We start from the raw sequence: 15,929 nt of genomic DNA, 5'->3' as shown, positions 1-15,929 counted from the left end.
AGCGCAGGTCAGGCCCCCGGTGGGCGACTGGCGGATCGTACAGATCAGTGCCGCCCGACGGGCGCGCTACTCGGAGGTAATGACGGTTTCCTCCAAGGCGCACCGCTACGCGGGTAGCGCGACCCTGGCCTGCGCCGCTCGCGGACGGCCGGCCCGGCGCCCGGGGTGCGTCGTCCGCGCGCCGCGCACGGCGCACGCGGGCCGCGCGTGTGACCAAACCCTCGGTGGCCTTGGTTGACTCCCGGTTCGGCCGCGTGATGGGATCCATCAGCCAAACGGAGGCATGCAGAGGAAGCCGGTGCGAATCCGGCGCGGTCCCGCCACTGTCACCGGGGAGCACGCTCGAACCATGGTCACGGCGGTCCGTCAGAAGCCCGCGGGAAGGCCCGAGGGTGTGTCCGACCCGGAAGCCAGGAGACTCTCGCCCCCGGTACGTCGAGCCAGGGCGCGGACCCTGAGTGAGGACACGCACGCCATGCAGGCTGCCCGGGCCGTCCACCGGCCACCGTCGAACCGAGCCCGCCGCCGTACCGCCGCGCACCTGCCGTGCGCGGGCTGACCCGCGGCGCAGCCTTCGCCCTGGGCGCCGTCGCCGGACACCTGGCCGACGCCCGCTTCGCCGACCCGCGACGCGGTCACCCGGTGGCCGCCTTCGGCACCGCCGCCGGCCGCCTGGAACGGCTGCTCTGGCGCGACCGGCGGGCCGCCGGCGCGGCGTACACCGCGCTCTGCGTGGGCACCGTCGCGACCGTCGCCACGCTCGCCGACCGCACCCTGGGACGCTCGCCGGCAGGCAGGGCGGCGCTGGCCGCCGCCGCGACCTGGACGGTGCTCGGCGGCACCTCGCTCATCCGGGAGGCCGGGACCGTCGGGCGCTCGCTCTCGGCGGGGGACCTCACCGCCGCCCGGGAGCGGCTGCCGCACCTGTGCGGGCGCGACCCGAGCGCGCTGGACGAGCAGCAGATCGCCCGGGCGGTGGTGGAGTCCGTCGCCGAGAACACCGCCGACGCGGTGGTGAACGCCCTGGTCTGGGGAGCGCTGGCCGGCACCCCCGGCCTGCTCGCCTTCCGGGCCGTCAACACCCTGGACGCGATGGTCGGGCACCGCTCGCCCCGCTACGTCCGCTTCGGCTGGGCCTCGGCCCGGCTGGACGACGTGGCCGGCTGGCCCGGCGCCCGGCTCACCGCGCTGCTGACCGTCCTGGCCGCGCCCCGGCCCGCCACCGCCTGGCGGGTCTGGCACCGCGACGGCGCGGCCCACCCCAGCCCCAACGCCGGCCGGGCCGAGGCCGCCTTCGCCGGCGCGCTGGGCGTGCGCCTCGGCGGCACCCTGGCCTACGGCGAGAGGGTCGAGCACCGGCCGGTACTGGGCCGCGAACTGCCCCCGGTCGGGGTGGCCGACATCGAACGGGCCTGCCGGCTCTCCCGCCGGGTCGGGCTGCTCGCGCTCGGCGTCACCGCCGCCGGGCACGCCCTCCTGCACGGCGCGGGCCGGGGCCTCACACGTCAACGGAAGGGTGGCCGCAATTGAGCGGGGCACTGCTGGTCGCCGGAACGACCTCGGACGCCGGCAAGAGCGTGGTCACGGCCGGGATCTGCCGCTGGCTGGCCCGACAGGGCGTCAAGGTCGCGCCCTTCAAGGCGCAGAACATGTCGCTGAACTCCTTCGTCACCGCCGACGGCGCCGAGATCGGCCGCGCCCAGGCGATGCAGGCGCAGGCCGCCCGGGTCGAGCCGGAGGCGGCGATGAACCCGGTGCTGCTCAAGCCCGGCGCGGACGGCCGCAGCCAGGTGGTGCTGCTCGGACGGGCGGTCGCCGAGGTCGGCGCGCTGGACTACCGCGAGCGCAAGCCCGTCCTGCTGGAGAAGTCCCTGGAGTGCCTGGCCGACCTGCGGCGCCGCTACGACGTGGTGGTGTGCGAGGGCGCCGGCTCACCCGCCGAGATCAACCTGCGGGACCGCGACATCGCCAACATGGGCCTGGCCACGGCTGCCGCCCTGCCCGTGGTGGTGGTCGGCGACATCGACCGGGGCGGGGTCTTCGCCGCGATGTACGGGACGCTGGCGCTGCTCTCGGCCGAGGACCAGCGGCACGTGGCCGGGTGGTTCGTGAACAAGTTCCGCGGCGACGCCCGGCTGCTGGAGCCCGGCCTGGAGATGCTGCACCGGCTGACCGGCCGTCCGGTGCTCGGCACCCTGCCGATGCTGAAGGGCCTCTGGCTGGACGCCGAGGACTCGCTCGACCTCTCCACCGTGGTCGACCGCGAGGACACGCCCGGCCCGCTCGGCGCGGACGTGCTGCGGGTGGCCGTGGTGCGGTTCCCCCGGCTGTCCAACTTCACCGACGTGGACGCGCTGGCCCAGGAGCCCGGGGTGCTGGTCCGCTGGGCCACCCGCCCCGAGGAGCTGGCCGACGCCGACCTGGTGATCCTGCCCGGCACCCGGGCCACCGTCGCCGACCTGGCCTGGCTGCGCGAGCGCGGCCTGGAGCCCGCCCTGCGGGCCAGGGCCGCCGCCGGGCTGCCGGTGCTCGGCGTCTGCGGCGGCTACCAGATGCTGACCCGCGAGATCGTCGACCGGGTGGAGTCGAAGGCCGGCGCGGTCGACGGGCTGGCGCTGCTGCCGGCGCACGTCCGGTTCGGCGCCGAGAAGGTGCTGGCCCGTCCGGTGGGCGAGGCCTTCGGACAGCGGGTCGAGGGCTACGAGATCCACCACGGCGTGGTCACCGTCGAGGGCGGCGAGCCCTTCCTGGACGGCTGCCGGACCGGGTCGGTGTGGGGGACGACCTGGCACGGCGCGCTGGAGAACGACGGGTTCCGCCGGGAGCTGCTGCGCGAGGTGGCGAAGCTGGCCGGGCGCGCCTTCGTCCCCGCGCCGGACACCTCCTTCGCCGCGGCCCGCGAGGCCCGGCTGGACCGCCTCGGCGACCTGATCGAGGAGCACGCCGACACCGGCGCGCTGTGGCGGCTGATCGAGGGCGGCGTCCCGGCCGACGGCCTGCCCTTCGTGCCGCCGGGTGCGCCGTGAAGACGTTGCCGGGTACGGATGCCGCAGGACCGGCCGAGGAGAGGGACACCCGATGACTGACGTCCGATACCCGTTCACCGCGATCGTCGGCATGGCCGACCTGCGGCTCGGGCTGCTGCTCAACGCGGTCTCGCCGGCCGTCGGCGGGGTGCTGGTCCGCGGCGAGAAGGGCACCGCGAAGTCCACCATGGTCCGCGCGCTGGCCGGCCTGCTGCCCTCGATCAGCACCGTCGAGGGCTGCCGCTTCGCCTGCGACCCCGCCGCCCCCGACCCGCAGTGCCCGGACGGCGCCCACGAGGGCCCGGCCGTCACCGACCGGGCCGCCCAACTGGTCGAACTGCCGGTCGGCGTCACCGAGGACCGGATCGTCGGCTCGCTCGACCTGGAGCGGGCGCTGTCCGAGGGCGTCAAGGCCTACGAGCCGGGGCTGCTGGCCAAGGCCCACCGCGGCGTGCTGTACATCGACGAGGTCAACCTGCTCCAGGACCACGTCGTCGACCTGCTGCTGGACGCCGCCGCGATGGGCCGCTCGTACGTCGAGCGCGAGGGCGTCTCGGTGCGGCACGCCGCCCGCTTCCTGCTGGTCGGCACGATGAACCCGGAGGAGGGCGAACTGCGGCCGCAGCTGCTCGACCGCTTCGGCCTCACCGTGGAGATCGCCGCCACCCGGGAGCCGCGCGAGCGGGCCGAGGTGGTGCGCCGCCGGCTCGCCCACGACGCCGACCCGGCCGCCTTCGCCGCCCGGTTCGCGGACGAGGAGCGGGCCCTCGCCGAGCGGATCACCGCCGCCCGCGAACTGCTGCCGACGGTCGAGCTGACGGACACGGCGCTGCGCCAGATCACCGCCGTCTGCGCGGCCTTCGAGGTGGACGGGCTGCGCGCGGACATCGTGATGGCCCGCACCGCGGTCGCGCTGGCCGCCTGGTCGGGCCGCACCGAGGTGCTGGAGGAGGACGTCCGCAAGGCCGCCCAGCTCGCCCTGCCGCACCGTCGCCGGCGCAACCCGTTCGACGCGCCGGGACTGGACGAGGAGAAGCTGGACCGGACCCTGGAGGAGCACGCCGAGCCGGACGAGCGGCCCGAGGAGACCGGCTCCGAGGAGACCCCCGGCGAGGGCCGCGGGCCGGACGAGGAGCAGCCCGGCCCGGACGGCGACGGCCCCGACGACGACGGCCCGGACGGCGGCGGCCCCGACGGCCCGGACGGCGGGCCCGGCGGCGGCACGCCCGACCCCGCCGGACCGGCCGCACCCGAGTTCGCCGCCACCGACGCCGCGCCCGCGCCGGACGCCCCCGAGGCGGACGTGCCCGCCCAGCACCCCCGTCCGGCCCGGGAGAACGCGCCGGTCGCCGCCGGCGATCCGTACCGGACCAAGCTGTTCAAGGTGCCCGGCACCGGCAAAGGGGCCCAGGGGCGCCGCTCCCCCGCCGAGACCGACGGCGGCCACACCATCCGCGCCCGCCGCCCGGCCGGCCAGCTGACCAGGCTGCACCTGGCCGCCACCCTGCAGGCCGCCGCCCCGCACCAGCACGTGCGCGGCCGCGCCGGCCGGGCACTGGAGCTGCGCCGGGACGACTTCCGCGAGCAGGTGCGCCAGGGCCGCGAGTCCAACCTGGTGCTGTTCGTGGTCGACGCCTCCGGCTCGATGGCCGCCCGGCAGCGGATGACCGCCGTCAAGGGCGCCGTGCTCTCCCTGCTGATGGACGCCTACCAGCGGCGCGACAAGGTCGGCCTGGTGACCTTCCGCGGCGCGGGCGCCGAGCTGGCCCTGCCGCCGACCTCCTCGGTGGAGGTCGGCGCGGCCCGGCTGGAGACGCTGCCGACCGGCGGCCGCACCCCGCTGGCGGCCGGCCTGCTTCGGGCCCACGAGACCCTGCGGGTCGAGCGGATGCGCGACCCGCACCGCCGGCCGCTGCTGGTCGTGGTCACCGACGGCCGGGCCACCGGCGGGCGGGACGCGCTCGGCGACGCGGGCCGGGCCGCCGGACTCCTCGCCGCCCGGGGCCTGGCGAGCGTGGTGCTGGACTGCGAGTCCGGCCCGGTCCGCCTCGGCCTGGCCCGCAGGCTCGCCGGACAGCTCGGCGCCTCCGCCGTGACCCTGGACGAACTGCGCGCCGAGGGCGTCACCGCGCTGGTGCACGCCCACCGCCCCGCCACCAGCACCACCACCGCCAACCGAAAGGCAGCCTGACCCATGCCACAGGGAAAGCCGGAGAGCGTCCCCGACGACGGCCTGACGACCCGCCAGCGCCGTACCCTGCCGATCACCGCCGTGCACACCGGGCCCGGCAAGGGCAAGTCGACCGCCGCCTTCGGGATGGCGCTGCGGGCCTGGAACCAGGGCTGGCCGGTCGGGGTGTTCCAGTTCGTGAAGTCCGCCAAGTGGAAGGTCGGGGAGGAGAACGCGCTGCGCGTGCTCGGCGCCTCCGGCGAGGGCGGCACGGTCGCCTGGCACAAGATGGGCGAGGGCTGGTCCTGGGTGCAGCGCAACGCCGACATGGTCGAGTCCAGCGAGGACGCCGCCAAGGAGGGCTGGGAGCAGGTCAAGCGCGACCTGGCCGCCGAGACCTACCGCTTCTACGTGCTCGACGAGTTCACCTACCCCATGCACTGGGGCTGGGTCGACGTGGAGGAGGTCGTCGCGGTGCTCAAGGACCGCCCCGGCAACCAGCACGTGGTGATCACCGGCCGCTACGCCAAGGAGCCGCTGACCGACCTCGCCGACCTGGTCACCGAGATGACCAAGGTCAAGCACCCCATGGACGCCGGCCGCAAGGGCCAGCGCGGTATCGAGTGGTAGAGCCGACACAGCCGTGAGCACCGTGAACATCCCCCGCATCGTCGTCGCCGCGCCGGCCTCCGGCACGGGCAAGACCACCGTCGCCACCGGACTGATGGCGGCGCTGTCCGCCCGGGGCCTGACGGTCTCGCCGCACAAGGTCGGCCCGGACTACATCGACCCGGGCTACCACTCGCTGGCCGCCGGGCGCCCGGGCCGCAACCTGGACGCCTGGATGTGCGGTCCGCAGCGGGTCGCCCCGCTGTTCCTGCACGGCGCGGCCGGTGCCGACGTCGCCGTGGTCGAGGGCGTGATGGGGCTGTTCGACGGTGCCTCCGGGCAGGGCGAGCTGGCCTCCACCGCCCATGTGGCCAAGCTGCTGAAGTCCCCCGTGGTGCTGGTGGTGGACGCCTCCTCGCAGTCCCGGTCGGTGGCCGCACTGGTGCACGGCTTCGCCTCCTGGGACCCGGAGGTCCGGCTCGCCGGGGTGATCCTCAACCGGGTCGCCTCCGACCGGCACGAGCTGCTGCTGCGGGAGGCCCTGGAGGAGGGCTCCGGCGTCCCGGTGCTCGGCTCGGTGCGCCGCTCGGCCGCCGTCGCCACCCCGTCCCGCCACCTCGGGCTGATCCCCGCGGTCGAACGCTCGGCCGAAGCCCTGCGCGCCGTCCGGGACATGGGCGAACTGATCGCCGCCTCGGTCGACCTGGACGCCGTACTGGCCCTGGCCCGGACGGCTCCGCCGCTGCCGGACGCCGCCTGGGACCCGGCCGCCGAGGTCACCCCCGTCGCGGGCCGGCGCCCCCGGATCGCGCTCGCCGCCGGCGCGGCGTTCTCCTTCTCCTACGCCGAGAACGCCGAACTGCTGGCCGCCGCCGGCGCCGAGGTGCTGCCCTTCGACCCGCTGCACGCCCGGGACCTGCCCGCGGGCACCGCCGGCCTGGTGATCGGCGGCGGGTTCCCCGAGATGTACGTCGCCGAGCTGAGCGCCAACACCGCACTGCGCGAGGCGATCCGCACGCTCGCCGCCGGCGGCGCGCCGGTCGCCGCCGAATGCGCCGGACTCCTCTACCTGGGACAGGAGTTGGACGGCCGCCCGATGTGCGGGGTGCTCGACACCGGTGCGCGGATGACCGAGCGGCTCACCCTCGGCTACCGCGAGGCGGTCGCACTGCACGACTCCCCGCTCGCACCGGCCGGCACCCGGGTCCGCGGCCACGAGTTCCACCGCACGGTCTGCGAACCGGGCGCCGGCAAGGAGCCCGCCTGGGGCTGGCGCACCCCGGCCGGGCCGCGGACCGAGGGCTTCGCGGCCGGCAACGTGCATGCCTCCTACCTGCACCTGCACTGGGCCGGGGCGCCGCAGCTCGCCGAGCACTTCGTCGCCGCGGCCGCCGCCGGGCAGGGCTGACCTTTCGTCGGCCGAGCAGAGCCGACCTTTCGTCAGATCAGGCTGCGGGCAGAGCCCTTCGGGCCCTGTCCGGCACCGAGGCCGCCGCCAGGCCTACTGAACCCGCACCAGCGCCGGGCCGGGAACCCGGGCCCTTGCCCGCCCGGGGTGGGGCCGAGGTCGACGACCGGGCGCTCGGCCACGCCGCCGTCCCGCGGCAGGCGCACGCGGCGCCCCCGCCGGCCGGCCTGGGACACGGCTGACCCGGGGGCGCCGGGGCACCGCCGACACGAGGGCGCCGGGCCTCAGGGCCGGGCGTACGTCCGGGTGATGATCTCCATGTTGTGGCCGTCGGGGTCGGCGAAGTAGGCGCCCCGGCCGCCGAAGAGGTGGTTCACCCGGCCGGGTTCGGTGTGGTTCGGGTTGGCGTAGTAGGTGACCCGGAGCGCCTCCAGCCGCGCGATCATGGCGTCGAAGCCGTCCTCCGGCACCAGGAAGGCGTAGTGCTGGGACTGGATCGGCTCGTCACGCTGCTGGTGGTAGTCGAGCGTCACGCCGTTGCCCAGGTCGACGGGCAGGAACGGCCCGAACGGGGCACCGACAGCCAGCCCCAGGACCTCGGCGAGGAACTCGGCCGACACCTGCCGGTCGGTGGCGTGGACGACGGTGTGGTCGAGCCGGACCGCCCCGGCGGGCGGCGTGTGCGGGCGCTGCGAGTGTTGCGGCTGTTGCGGGTGTTGCGACTGCTGCGGGTGATGCTGCTGGTCGGGCGACATGGGCGGACTCTCTCCGGTCTGGTTCCGTTGCGGACCAGGCGCCACGCGCGGGCGCCTGCGAGGAGGACACGAAGAGAACAGGGCGGGGCCCGGGCCCGCCCCTGGCTCACGTCGGGGCCGGGCGCCCCACTCGTGCATGGCCCATGGCCGACCCGGCAGTCACGGGAACGACCCTAACTCCCGCCCCGGGACCGGGCAACGCCGATCCGCTCGCCCAGCCGGCTCAGAAGGCCGCCCGCACCGAGTCGTCCACCCGGCCGACCGCCTCCTGCTGGAACGCCGCGTCGTAGCGCCGCCGGATCTCCTCGATCTTCAGGTCCGAGGACCGGGCCGCCCCGCGCGGGTACAACAGGACGACGTGGTAGGAGCGTTCACGCTCGATCGCCCCGAAGCGGTCCCGGTACCGGCCCCGCCCCTCCTCGACCGTCAGGCCCTCCGGGAACCGTGAGGTCACCTCGGCGTCCAGGAAGGCCTCGAACTCCTGAGCGGTGACGGCCGCCCCGCCGTCCGGCCGCTCGGTGCCGAAGGACAACTCGGTACGGGTGTAGGCGTCCCGCGGCCCCACCGGTACGTCGACCGCCCCGGCCACCGGCGCGACGGCGGCGCCGGTGGCGAGCAGGGCGGCGCCGGCGAGGAGGCCTGTCCAGATCCTGGTCTGCATGCCCGCCCCAACTCCCCCGGCGGCCCCCGCGACACGGGCGGGGCCGCCGTCCGGGTGAGGGCCCTGGAAGCCGGGTCACGCCGAGCGGGCGTCCCGGAGTGAGATCCTCTGAAGCATGGAACAGGGCGAGGTACTGAAGCGCGTCATCGGCATTCTCACCCAGGCGGGCGAGTGGCTCCACGAGCCGGACGGCGTACCCGAGGACGCCACCGAGGAGGGACCGGGCGTGGTGATGCAACTGCTCAACGACGTGATGCCGCAGGTGACCATCCCCGCCGACGCCTCCGCGGCGGAGATCAGCACGATCCTGAGCGAGGAGCTGGGCGGCCGCATCATGCAGCTCACCACCGCCTTCGCCATCGCCTTCTGGGAGCTGGCCGAGGTGCACGACAGCGGACGCACCGACGTCACCGCGCTCGACGTCCTGCAGGAGCTGGCCCTCCGCTCGGAGACGGACTCGTAGGCGGGCCCTCGCCCGGGAAGGTGCTCACCCTCGGACTGCCCCTCCGGGAGCCGCTCGGCCGGGGACAGCGCCTCGCCCTGCTCGCCCATGAACTCGGCCACGATGTGGGTCGCCGGGTTCCGGGCCGCGTTCACCGCCGAGCCGGCCTCGGTGCCGCCGCAGGAGACGGGGCGGCTGATCAGGCTGTCCGTACGGGAGTTGAGAAGTGTCGACAGCACCCGTCCGCCGACCTGCCGGCGGATCAGGATGCTGGCCACCGGCCCGTCCCGGCGCCTGCGCCGGTCGTCGCGCCGCAGGAGGCCGCGGCGACCGAGGCGGAGCCGGCTCCGTAGCGCCTGCGGATCGCCCGCGAGCTGCCGGCCTGAGCCCGGTTCCCGAACTCCCGAACTCCCGGGCTCCCGGGCTCCCGGGCTCCCGCCAGGGCGGCGGCTAGGATTCCGGCGACGACGAAGGGGGCCGACGATGGACCGGCTGCACACGTACGACACGGTGGTGACCTGGACCGGCGACCGCGGCACGGGGACCAGCGACTACCGTGGTTACGAGCGTTCGCACGAGGTGGCGGCCGCGGGCCGGCCGGTGATCCCCGGCAGTTCCGACCCGTCGTTCCGGGGCGACCCCGCGCGGTGGAACCCGGAGCAGATGCTGCTGGCCTCGCTCTCGCAGTGCCATCTGCTCTGGTACCTGCACCTGTGCTCGGTGTCGGGGGTGGTGGTGACGGGCTACGTCGACCGGGCGGTGGGGACGATGGCCGAGACCGCCGCCGGCGGGCACTTCACCGAGGCGGTGCTGCGCCCGCGGGTGCGGGTCGCGGCGGCGGGGATGGTGGAGAAGGCGCTGGCGTTGCACGCGGACGCGCACCGGGCCTGCTTCATCGCCAACTCGGTGAACTTCCCGGTCCGGCACGAGCCGGAGATCGAGGTCGGGCCCGGGGCCGACGTCGAGGCCGCCGGGTGACCGGGGAACCTGAGCCGATCGCCCGGGCGCTGCTCGCCGCCGGGGTGCTGTTCTTCGACCCGGAGGGCCGGGTGCTGCTGGTGAAGCCGACCTACAAGGACGGCTGGGAGGTGCCGGGCGGCCATGTGCTGCCCGGGGAGTCCCCGTCGGCGGCCGCCGTCCGGGAGGTGGCGGAGGAGCTCGGGGTGACGGCCCCGCTCGGCCCGCTGCTGGTGGTGGACTGGGCGCCGATGGGCCCGGAGGACCGGGTGCTCCTCCTCTTCGACGGGGGTGTGCTGGACGACGCGCAGCAGGCCCGGCTGTCGCCGGACGGCGTGGAGATCGGCGAGGCCGCGTTCCGACCTGCCGGGCAACTGGGCGAGTTGCTTCCCGCGCGGCTGGCCCGGCGGGTCCTGGCCGGGATCGCGGCGCGGGCCGCGGGGCGGACCGACTACCTGGAGCACGGCGTCAGGGGCTGAGCCGTGGCGCCGTGCCGCAGCGTGTTCCGCCGCCCGAGGGGCCGCGCGGGCCCGGGCGGGCGGATCCGCACGCGTTCCACCGTTCCCCGGTCACCGTCCCCGACGGCAGGGCGATCCTCCCACGGCCGGCGGGAGCCGGGCGTCACGCCGGCGGCCGGACGAGTCTGGCCGCCAGGGCGTCGAGGACCCAGTCCAGGCCGGTCGCGAAGGTTTCCTCGGCGTCCACGTCCGTGCCGTCGTGCACGGCCTCGGCCAGTGCCGGGTAGCGGCCGGTGGCCAGCATCCTCGTCAGGTGCGGGCCGGAGGCACGCTGCCAGTCGAGCCTGGACAGGCCGGTGGCGCGCTCGGCCCGCAGGTTCGCGGTCTCCCGTCTGATCGCGCCGGTGAAGTAGGCGCTGACGGTCTCCACGGCGCGCATGACGGTGTCGATGTCGGCGAGGCCGTCCAGGGCGGACAGCGTGGCCTCGGCCACGGCGAGGCCGTTCGGGCCCAGGGCCGGGCGGCCGCCGAGCAGGTCGGCCAGCCATTCGTGGCGCAGGGCGGCCCGCCTGGTGCGGTGGGCGAGGGCGCCCAGCGCCTCCCGCCAGTCGCCGGGCCGCTCCTCGGGGAGGATCTCGGCGTACACCTCGTCCACCATGAGGTCGAACAGCTCCTGCTTGGTGGAGATGTATCCGTACAGCCGCATCGGGCCGGCCTCCAGCCGGGCGGCGACCTTGCGCAACGACACCGCCTCCAGCCCGCCCTCGTCGGCCAGCGCGATCGCGGCTGCGACGATCCGCTCACGGTCGAGCGGCACGGGACGAGCCGGTGGCTGGGGCCGGTCCCACACAGTCATGGTCACACCGTTCCGTTGCGTCGCATCACGATCGGGAAATACAGTGTATCGGCATGAGACACCGTATCGCCGTGGTCGGGAGCGGCCCCGCCGGCCTCACCTTCGCCCGTGTCCTGCACCGCCACGGCCACCCGGTCACCGTCCTCGAACGCGATCCTGCCCCCGACGCCCGCCCGCCGGGCGGCACGCTGGACCTGCACGAGGGGCTGGGCCAGCTCGCGCTGGACAAGGCCGGGCTGCTGGCGGACTTCCGGGCGCTGTCCCGTCCCGAGGGCCAGGCCATGCGGATCCTGGACACCGACGGGACCGTGCTACGCGAGTGGCGACCCCGTCCGGACGACCGGGCCAACCCGGAGATCGACCGCGGGCAACTGCGCGACCTGCTGCTCGGCCCGCTCGACGTCCGGTGGGGCCGGGGCGTGACCCGGGTGGTGCCGGGGGCGGGGGGCGGCGCACAGGTCCACTTCGCGGACGGACGGGCGGAGGCGTTCGACCTCGTGGTCGGCGCGGACGGTGCCTGGTCCCGGACCCGCCCGGCCGTCTCGGCGGTGACGCCGCACTACACCGGTGTCACGGCGTTCGAGACCTCCCTGGACGACGTCGACACCCGCCATCCCGGCCTCGCCCGGTTGATCGGCGACGGCTCCCTGGCCGTGTACGGCGTGAACCGGGCTCTCGTCGCCCAACGCAACAGCGGCGGCCACGTCAAGGTGTACGCCCAGTTCCGCGCGCCGCTCGACCGGCACGCGGACCTGGACCTGGCTGACGCCGAAGCCGTGCGGTCGGGCCTGCTGGCCCGGTTCGACGGCTGGGCCGCTCCCGTCCTCGACCTCCTCCGCCACGGCGCCGCGTTCGTCCACCGCCCCCTGTACGTGCTGCCCGTCGCCCACACCTGGACCCACCTCCGCGGGGTGACCCTGCTGGGCGACGCCGCCCATCTGATGCCACCGCTCGGGGCCGGCGCCAACCTCGCGATGCTGGAGGGCGCCGAACTCGCCGAGTCCGTCGCCGCCGCCCCCGGAGATCCGGACGAGGCCGTCCGCGCCTTCGAGGAACGGATGTGGGCCCGGGCCGAGAGGTGGGCGAGGATCACGACGGTCGGCCTGGACCGCCTGGTGAGCCCCGACCCCGCCGCGGCCCTCGCCCTCTTCGACGAGGTCCAGCCGTCCTGACCGCCGGGCGCGGGAGCGGCGGCCGCACCGGCGGCGCCGGCCCACGAACCGCGTCCCGGCGACCTCAGCCCAGGAAGGCCGCCGCCACCGCCGCGTCCAGCAGCGGGGCGGCCGCGCCGCTGCCGTCGGCGGGGACGGTCCACAGGTCGGCGCCGAAGTCGCCGGGCAGGGCGTAGACCAGGGTGGAGGAGTCGGACCAGAGCGCCTGGTCGTCGATGCTGCGCTGCTCGGCGGTCGCGGTCTCCGTCATGGTGGCCAGGTCCAGCACGTACAGGCGCCAGGGCGCGTCGGCGTCGGCGCCGGCCACCCGCTTCTTGTAGGCGATCCTGGTGCCGTCGGGCGACAGGGACGGGCACTCGACGTTCTGGTGCAGGGTGGTGAGGGTACGGGCGGCCAGGTCGCCGCGGACCAGGTAGGTCTGCCCGGCGGTCGCCAGCGTGGCGTAGAAGGTGCCGTCGTCGGCGAAGGTGACGCCCCAGATGTTGACGTCGTGCGCCTGGTACGGGTGTCCGTCCTTGACCACCGCGAAGGTCTCCAGGTTGTCCTGCAGGCTCCAGTCGCGGGTGTCGACGATCGAGGTCCGGGTCGAGAAGTCGGTGCCGGCGTAGGAGTCCCCGCTGACGAAGACCGTCCAGGCCGCCAGGTGGCCGGAGGGCGAGACCCGGGACCGGGTCGGGATGCCGGCCACCGGGAAGTGCCGCAGCTCCTGCATCCGGTCGTCCAGCACCACGGCCCGGTAGGTGTCCTGCAGGGCGCCGCGCTCGGCCTGCAGGCAGATCCCGGTGCCGGCGGCGGCGTGGAAGCGCAGGCACTGCAGGCCGGAGGCGGTGCGGACGCCCCGGGGGTCGTCCAGCGGGACGCTGACGATCTCGTCGTGGTGCGGCCCCCAGGCCATGTTCCGGAACAGCATCCTCCGGGCGCCCGCCGACGCGTGCAGTTCCACGTGGCCGGGGACGACCGACGGGCCGCCGGGCTGCGCCTGGTCCCGGCGGCCCGAGCGGTCCGCCGCGTACAGCACCGAGCCGGTGCCGACCGCGCCCAGCAGCAGGACGGCCACCAGCAGGACCACCACCCGGCCGGTCGGGCGCCCGCGGCGCGGGGACAGGAGGTCGGTCACGAAGGCACCTCGGAGGGGTCGCGGGGTTCACGCAGGACGAAGGCGGCGCCGGCCACGCAGAGCGCCAGGGCGCCGGCCGACCAGGCCAGCGCCGTGGTGCCGCCGACCGCGCTCCAGGCCGCGCCGAAGGCCAGCGAGCAGGCGAACCTGGCCAGCGCCTGCCCGGTGCCGACCAGGGCCAGGCCGGCTCCGCGCTGCCCCTGGGGCACGGCGTCGGCGGCGGCCGCCGCCAGCACGCCGTCGGTGGAGGCGTAGAAGGCGCCGTGCAGCAGCAGGACGCAGAACGCCACGGCGTCGCCGGACACCGGGCCGAGCAGCAGCCCGTACGCCAGCAGCAGCAGGCCGTGGCCCGCCAGGAACAGCCGGCGGCGGCCGATCCGGTCGGCGAGGGCGCCGAGCGGGACGGCGAGCAGCAGGAAGGCCGCGGCGGTGCCCAGCGGCAGCAGCGGGAACCACTCGGCGGAGAGGCCGAGCCGGCGCTGCAGCAGCAGGTAGAGGAACGAGTCGCTGACGGTGGTCAGGCCGAGCAGCACCGCACAGACCGTCAGCCGGCGCAGTGCGGGCAGCCGCAGCAGGGCGAACGCGTCGCGCAACGAGGCGGGTGCGGGCGACGGTGCCTGCTTCCCCGGCCGGCCCGGCACGAAGAGCAGCAGCACCAGCACGCCCAGCGCGGCGACGCAGCCGCTGACCGCGAACACCGCGTCGTAGCCGCCCTGCTCGCCCCCGTCGGCGAGCAGCGGCCCGCCGGCCAGGCGCAGCACCGCGAACGCGGCCAGGGGGCCGAGCAGGGCGCCGGCCGTGTCCATCGCGCGGTGCACGCCGAAGGCCCGGCCGCGGTGCTCGGGTTCGGTGGCGAGCGAGATCATCGCGTCCCGGGGGGCGGTCCGCAGTCCCTTGCCGGTGCGGTCGACGGCGATCACGGCGCCGATCAGCGGCACGGTGTGGGCGAGCAGCAGCAGCGGTTTGCAGAGCGCTGAGAGCCCGTAGCCGACGGCCGCGACCGTCTTGTGGCCGCTCCGGCCGCGGTCGGCGAGGTGCCCGCCGGCCAGCCGGACGAGGGCGCCGACACCGTTGTTGAGGCCGTCCAGGACGCCGAAGCCGAGCGGGGACAGGCCGAGTCCGGTGAGCAGGTAGAGCGGCAGGACGGCGCTGACCATCTCCGAGGAGACGTCGGTGATCAGGCTGACCGCGCCCAGGGCGAGCACCGTGCCGGGGACGGCGGCCGCCCGCCGCCCCGGGCGGGTGCCCGGGGCGGCGGCGGCGGAGGCCGGCGCGGTGGTGCCGCGGCGATCCGCGAGGTACACGGCCGTCAGTTCCAGATGCCGGTGATGTCGGCGGCGGTGGCGGCGTTGCCGGCGTGGCTGGTGAGACCGGCGAGGTCCTCCACCGTGCGCAGCACGTTGTAGTGGTTGTAGGTGGTGGCGGAGCTGCTGCCCGGCGTCACGTGCTGGCCGTACAGGACGGTCGGGATCTTGTTGCCGGACAGCTTGTTGTCCTCGTCGAAGGTGACGACCAGGATGCTGTTGTGGGTCTGGGCCCAGGTGGCGTACGCGCCGAGGTTGTTCTTGATCCAGGTGTCACCGGTGCCGACCGAGCAGTCGTGCATGTCGCTGCACAGGTTCGGGACCACGAAGGAGACCTTCGGCAGCGTGGTGTAGTCGGTGGGGAACTGCGCGAAGGTGTACGCGGTGTTGGTCGGCACGTTGCTGAAGCCGAACCACGGGTTGTGCTTCTGCGCGTACTTGCCGCTGGAGCAGACCGTCGAGCCCTGGCTCGGCAGCGTCTCGTTGTAGCTGGCCCAGGTCTTGCCGGCGGCGATCAGCTCGGACGCCAGGTTCGGCTGGTTGATCGAGCCGACACCGACACAACTGTCGTCGGTGCGGCCCTGGTTGCTGCCGGAGAACAGCATGTAGTAGTTGGGCTCGCTGGGGTGGGTCAGCCCGTAGGAGTTGGTCAGGCTGGCGCCGCCGGCCTTGAGGGTGTTGTTGATGTACGGCGCGCTGGAGCTGCCGATCACCTGGGAGTAGGCGTGGTTCTCCATCACCACGACGATCACGTGGTCGGGGGTGGGGAGACCGACCACGGCCTGGGCGGTGCTGCCGGTGGCGGCCCAGATGCCGAGCGAGCCGGCGACCAGGCCGAAGCCTGCGGCGAGGGCGGTGAGGGGACGGCGGGGGCGCTTGCTGTTCCGAGCGAAGGGCATGGTGACCTCCGTGCACAGGGGAATGGGGGGCGGAGCGCCGTAACCCTAGGGTCGGCCCGGTGGCGTTTACGGCACAAGGGACATGAAGAAAAAGC

General features: G+C 75.1%; 15 protein-coding genes and 1 riboswitch. Of the genes, 9 read left to right on the top strand and 6 right to left on the bottom strand.

All coding sequences use genetic code 11. The features are described 5' to 3' along the window. Window positions 1–288 precede the first annotated feature (288 nt). Window positions 289–421, top strand: a riboswitch (cobalamin riboswitch). Window positions 422–546: 125 nt separating this feature from the next. Genes J2S46_RS28845 through J2S46_RS28825 form a run of 5 tightly spaced genes read left to right on the top strand, consistent with a single transcriptional unit; the run spans window position 547 to window position 7,213 of the window. Continuing rightward, window positions 547–1,530 (top strand): cobalamin biosynthesis protein, encoded by a 984-nt coding sequence (locus J2S46_RS28845; protein WP_370882256.1) that lies wholly within the window; start codon window positions 547–549, stop codon window positions 1,528–1,530. Then, complete coding sequence (locus J2S46_RS28840; RefSeq protein WP_191289850.1) at window positions 1,527–3,026, top strand: cobyric acid synthase; 1,500 nt, start codon at window positions 1,527–1,529, stop codon at window positions 3,024–3,026. Before J2S46_RS28845 ends, J2S46_RS28840 begins: the two co-directional genes overlap by 4 nt. A 52-nt stretch (window positions 3,027–3,078) precedes the next feature. Beyond that, window positions 3,079–5,217 carry a putative cobaltochelatase gene (locus tag J2S46_RS28835; RefSeq protein WP_191289851.1) on the top strand — a complete coding sequence of 713 codons (2,139 nt, stop codon included), beginning with the start codon at window positions 3,079–3,081 and terminating at the stop codon, window positions 5,215–5,217. Window positions 5,218–5,220: 3 nt separating this feature from the next. Then, window positions 5,221–5,826, top strand: coding sequence for a cob(I)yrinic acid a,c-diamide adenosyltransferase (gene cobO / locus J2S46_RS28830; protein WP_073928813.1), 606 nt, complete (start codon window positions 5,221–5,223; stop codon window positions 5,824–5,826). A 22-nt stretch (window positions 5,827–5,848) separates the two neighbouring features. Continuing rightward, on the top strand, window positions 5,849–7,213 hold the full coding sequence (locus J2S46_RS28825; protein WP_191289964.1) for a cobyrinic acid a,c-diamide synthase CobB: 1,365 nt from the start codon (window positions 5,849–5,851) through the stop codon (window positions 7,211–7,213). A gap of 284 nt (window positions 7,214–7,497) precedes the next feature. Here the strand turns inward: J2S46_RS28825 and J2S46_RS28820 are convergent, their stop codons facing one another. Together J2S46_RS28820 and J2S46_RS28815 are read right to left on the bottom strand one after the other, a co-directional pair. Further along, on the bottom strand, window positions 7,498–7,968 hold the full coding sequence (locus J2S46_RS28820) for a VOC family protein (protein ID WP_191289852.1): 471 nt from the start codon (window positions 7,966–7,968) through the stop codon (window positions 7,498–7,500). Window positions 7,969–8,191: 223 nt separating this feature from the next. After that, entirely contained in the window at window positions 8,192–8,629 is a 438-nt protein-coding gene (locus J2S46_RS28815; RefSeq protein WP_191289853.1) for a DUF3574 domain-containing protein, read from the bottom strand. A gap of 115 nt (window positions 8,630–8,744) precedes the next feature. On the opposite strand from J2S46_RS28815, the gene J2S46_RS28810 reads away from it, so the two are divergent. From J2S46_RS28810 to J2S46_RS28800, 3 genes are all read left to right on the top strand, one after another. Then, a complete protein-coding gene (locus J2S46_RS28810) occupies window positions 8,745–9,092 on the top strand; it encodes a hypothetical protein (RefSeq protein ID WP_229912677.1) in 348 nt (115 codons plus the stop codon). 462 nt (window positions 9,093–9,554) lie between these two features. Further along, window positions 9,555–10,049, top strand: coding sequence for an OsmC family protein (locus J2S46_RS28805; RefSeq protein WP_191289854.1), 495 nt, complete (start codon window positions 9,555–9,557; stop codon window positions 10,047–10,049). Then, complete coding sequence (locus J2S46_RS28800; protein WP_191289855.1) at window positions 10,046–10,507, top strand: NUDIX domain-containing protein; 462 nt, start codon at window positions 10,046–10,048, stop codon at window positions 10,505–10,507. The genes J2S46_RS28805 and J2S46_RS28800 overlap by 4 nt, the downstream gene beginning before the upstream one ends. 142 nt (window positions 10,508–10,649) lie before the next feature. On the opposite strand, the gene J2S46_RS28795 is transcribed toward J2S46_RS28800, so the two are convergent. Beyond that, window positions 10,650–11,342 carry a TetR/AcrR family transcriptional regulator gene (locus J2S46_RS28795; RefSeq protein WP_191289856.1) on the bottom strand — a complete coding sequence of 231 codons (693 nt, stop codon included), beginning with the start codon at window positions 11,340–11,342 and terminating at the stop codon, window positions 10,650–10,652. Window positions 11,343–11,395: 53 nt separating this feature from the next. On the opposite strand from J2S46_RS28795, the gene J2S46_RS28790 reads away from it, so the two are divergent. Next, window positions 11,396–12,514 carry an FAD-dependent oxidoreductase gene (locus tag J2S46_RS28790; protein WP_191289857.1) on the top strand — a complete coding sequence of 373 codons (1,119 nt, stop codon included), beginning with the start codon at window positions 11,396–11,398 and terminating at the stop codon, window positions 12,512–12,514. A gap of 64 nt (window positions 12,515–12,578) precedes the next feature. On the opposite strand, the gene J2S46_RS28785 is transcribed toward J2S46_RS28790, so the two are convergent. The 3 genes from J2S46_RS28785 to J2S46_RS28775 are packed head-to-tail and all read right to left on the bottom strand — an operon-like array spanning window position 12,579 to window position 15,834. Then, entirely contained in the window at window positions 12,579–13,631 is a 1,053-nt protein-coding gene (locus tag J2S46_RS28785) for a TolB family protein (RefSeq protein WP_229912678.1), read from the bottom strand. Next, complete coding sequence (locus J2S46_RS28780) at window positions 13,628–14,935, bottom strand: MFS transporter (RefSeq protein WP_191289858.1); 1,308 nt, start codon at window positions 14,933–14,935, stop codon at window positions 13,628–13,630. The genes J2S46_RS28785 and J2S46_RS28780 overlap by 4 nt, the downstream gene beginning before the upstream one ends. Before the next feature lie 5 nt (window positions 14,936–14,940). Further along, complete coding sequence (locus J2S46_RS28775; RefSeq protein WP_191289859.1) at window positions 14,941–15,834, bottom strand: alkaline phosphatase family protein; 894 nt, start codon at window positions 15,832–15,834, stop codon at window positions 14,941–14,943. Between the last annotated feature and the right edge of the window lie 95 nt (window positions 15,835–15,929).

The organism is Kitasatospora herbaricolor, assembly GCF_030813695.1.
GTDB classification, from domain to species: Bacteria; Actinomycetota; Actinomycetes; order Streptomycetales; family Streptomycetaceae; genus Kitasatospora; species Kitasatospora herbaricolor.
Note: the sequence above shows the minus strand (reverse complement) of the source record. Positions and strands in the feature narration are given on the sequence as shown.